This window comes from Mesorhizobium sp. P3_A9 (assembly GCF_056402975.1).
Map to the genome: position 1 here is coordinate 1 of NZ_JBFUGJ010000568.1, position 2,466 is coordinate 2,466.

The following is a 2,466-nucleotide window of genomic DNA, read 5'->3' on the forward strand; positions in this document are numbered from 1 at the left end:
GCGCATCTTCTTGGCGCGTGCCTCAGGGCTGGGCATGGACCTGCAGCCGTTTGCCAACGATGGGAGCCTGTTGCTGGAACAGGTTGATCCTGCAGAATTGTCGCCGGGCGAGTTGTCGTCACGCGTCCAGTCGGCTGTCGAGCAATCGAATGCGAGAATTGTGGTGATCGATAGTTTGACTGGCTACCTCAACGCAATGTCGGAGGAGCAGCATCTCGTGTTGCAGATGCACGAGATCCTCACCTACCTTAACCAGAAGGGTGTTGTGACGATCCTGCTTTTGGCCAATCATGGACTGATCGGGCAAATGGCCTCTCCTGTCGACATGACCTACCTCTGCGATTCGGTCATGCTGCTGCGGTTCTTTGAAAGCGGCGGCCGGCTGAGACGGGCTATATCGGTCGTCAAAAAGCGCGTTGGCCCTCATGAGGATACCATCCGCGAATTCAAGATCAGTGCGGCGGGCCTCGCCGTTGGGGAGCCGTTGGAAGAGTTCCGGGGGATTTTGACTGGTGTGCCTACCTATGAGGGCAAGCAGGGCGATCTCCTCAACGACAAGGCATCGTGATGCCATCTGACTGCGGTGTGCTCATACTTGCGCCAGTGGGACGTGACGCAAAGATTGCGGCGTCGATACTCGCCACGAATGAAATCCGCTCGCACATCTGCCCAAGCCTGGATGAAACCCTTTCGCATCTGGACGAGGCCCAGTGTCTGGTGGTTGCCGAGGAGGCCCTGATCAGCTCCGACCGAAATCAATTTGCATCCTGGTTGGAGCACCAACCAACGTGGTCGGATTTCCCGATCGTGCTCTTGAGCATGCGGGGAACAGAAATCGACAAGCGGCTGTCGTTTCTGGATGGTTACCTTATTGTCCTGGAGCGACCGTTCCTGGCCTCCAGCCTGGCAAATTCTGTGCGCTCCGCACTGCGCGCCCGTGCCCGCCAACTTGAGGTGAAGTCCTATATTGAACAGAGGCAGGAAATAGCCGATCGGCAGAAGTTGTTGATCCGAGAACTCCATCACCGTGTCAAAAACACGTTGGCCAATGTCCGTGCAATGATGAGTGCGACCGCTAGGTCGAGTGGCAGCGTGGAGGACTTCACGCGAGATTTCTCGGCCAGAATTGTTTCTCTGGCTGACACGCACTCGATGCTGACCGACGACTACTGGCAGATGGCTTCCTTACATAAGCTGCTTGAATCGGAGCTGCGACATTACGATACCAGCGACAAGTCCCGCGTATTGCTCGAGGGACCGGATGTGTCGCTAGTCGCTGACATTGCGATACCGGTCGGTATGGCGTTCCATGAGCTTGCATCCAATTCATCGAAGTATGGTGCATTATCTCGACCTCAAGGCCGCCTTGAAATCAGGTGGTCGGTCGGCAGCTCAGGCGACGCTAGGGTCGTCAATCTTAATTGGCTGGAAAAGGGCGGTCCTGCGGTAGAGCAGCCCAAAAGGCGCGGTTTCGGCACGACGCTGCTTGAGAAGGTTGTGGCGGTGCAGTGCGATGCCAAGCTCGAATTGAACTACCACCGCGACGGTTTCCACTTCGCAATGGCTTTGCCTGTGCGTGAGACCAGGCTGGTGCCTGGCTATTGACGGCGGCGCGCGTGGCTGGCCGGTTCGAAGGCAGCGAATGACGCCGCGAAGTCAGGCGAAGCAGGCGATTTTCGCTAGAAACCCTTCGCCTGCKGATAAGGCGACGGCTTCACAGGCGTGCCGGCCAGGTAGTTGGAGAACTCGCGCTCAAGGGCAGCCACCGCAGCGTCTTTGGTGTCCTCCCTCTCGCGCTGACCGCCATGGACGCGCCAGCGCTTGTCGTTCGTGCTGATCGACCAGAACCATTTGTCCTTGCTCGGCCCGTGCTGCTCGCCAAGCACGCGGTCGACGCCGGAGCCGAGGAACGACGGCTCGAAATCTTGGGGACGAACGGTCTGGCCTCCAATCACAGTTCGCGCCCAATCGAGCCAGAGCCGCGCGTCACGATCCCGGACAAACTGGACGGCCTCAACTAAGGTCTCAAACGACCAGATCGGCTCRCCGTCCTCGAGGACCTCATAACCATCCTCCGCAGCATCGCGGACCTTCAACCTATCAGCCGGCATGCGATCATCCCTTGTACGGCCTGTCAGTCGACTAAGCCCGCATCCTGGTAACGAAGCGCCTTATCGATCGCCTCAGAGGCGCTGCCTGTATCTTCCTCAATTTCCACTCTGCTGAAGCCCAGCGTCTTCGCGTCGGCAACGAGCATCTCCGTCAGCTCGGCGACGGAGACATCGTCGGTCTCGTGGATATTGTTTGAAATCCATTCGAAGCGGAAATTCGTCCCGCGTGCACTCATCAGGCCAAGCTCGGTCAGACGTCGAAAAGATCGTCGGGACCGTGGCCCTTCACATCGATGATGTCGGGTCGATCGATCTCGTGGATGATGTCAGGTGTGTTGTTCCGGGGACTGCCTAC

General features: G+C 58.1%; 4 protein-coding genes. 2 read left to right on the forward strand and 2 right to left on the reverse strand.

Annotated features, from left to right (window positions below; all coding sequences use genetic code 11):
* Positions 1 to 568, forward strand: a 568-nt coding sequence (locus AC1DX0_RS34595) for an ATPase domain-containing protein (protein ID WP_477358869.1), incomplete at its 5' end; no start/stop codon positions are given.
* Positions 568 to 1,605, forward strand: coding sequence for a sensor histidine kinase (locus AC1DX0_RS34600; RefSeq protein WP_477223832.1), 1,038 nt, complete (start codon positions 568 to 570; stop codon positions 1,603 to 1,605). The genes AC1DX0_RS34595 and AC1DX0_RS34600, both read left to right, overlap by 1 nt.
* A 74-nt stretch (positions 1,606 to 1,679) precedes the next feature.
* Here AC1DX0_RS34600 and AC1DX0_RS34605 read toward each other — a convergent pair whose 3' ends face one another.
* Both AC1DX0_RS34605 and AC1DX0_RS34610 read right to left on the reverse strand, forming a co-directional pair.
* Complete coding sequence (locus AC1DX0_RS34605; RefSeq protein WP_477358871.1) at positions 1,680 to 2,096, reverse strand: hypothetical protein; 417 nt, start codon at positions 2,094 to 2,096, stop codon at positions 1,680 to 1,682.
* Between the two features lie 38 nt (positions 2,097 to 2,134).
* On the reverse strand, positions 2,135 to 2,347 hold the full coding sequence (locus AC1DX0_RS34610; RefSeq protein ID WP_477223830.1) for a DUF768 domain-containing protein: 213 nt from the start codon (positions 2,345 to 2,347) through the stop codon (positions 2,135 to 2,137).
* Positions 2,348 to 2,466 lie beyond the last annotated feature (119 nt).

Bases quoted from the DNA above. Each gene is read 5' to 3' on its own strand.
- AC1DX0_RS34600 (WP_477223832.1), top strand. From the start codon at position 568: ATGCCATCTGACTGCGGTGTGCTCATACTTGCGCCAGTGGGACGTGAC.
- AC1DX0_RS34610 (WP_477223830.1), bottom strand. From the start codon at position 2,347: ATGAGTGCACGCGGGACGAATTTCCGCTTCGAATGGATTTCAAACAAT.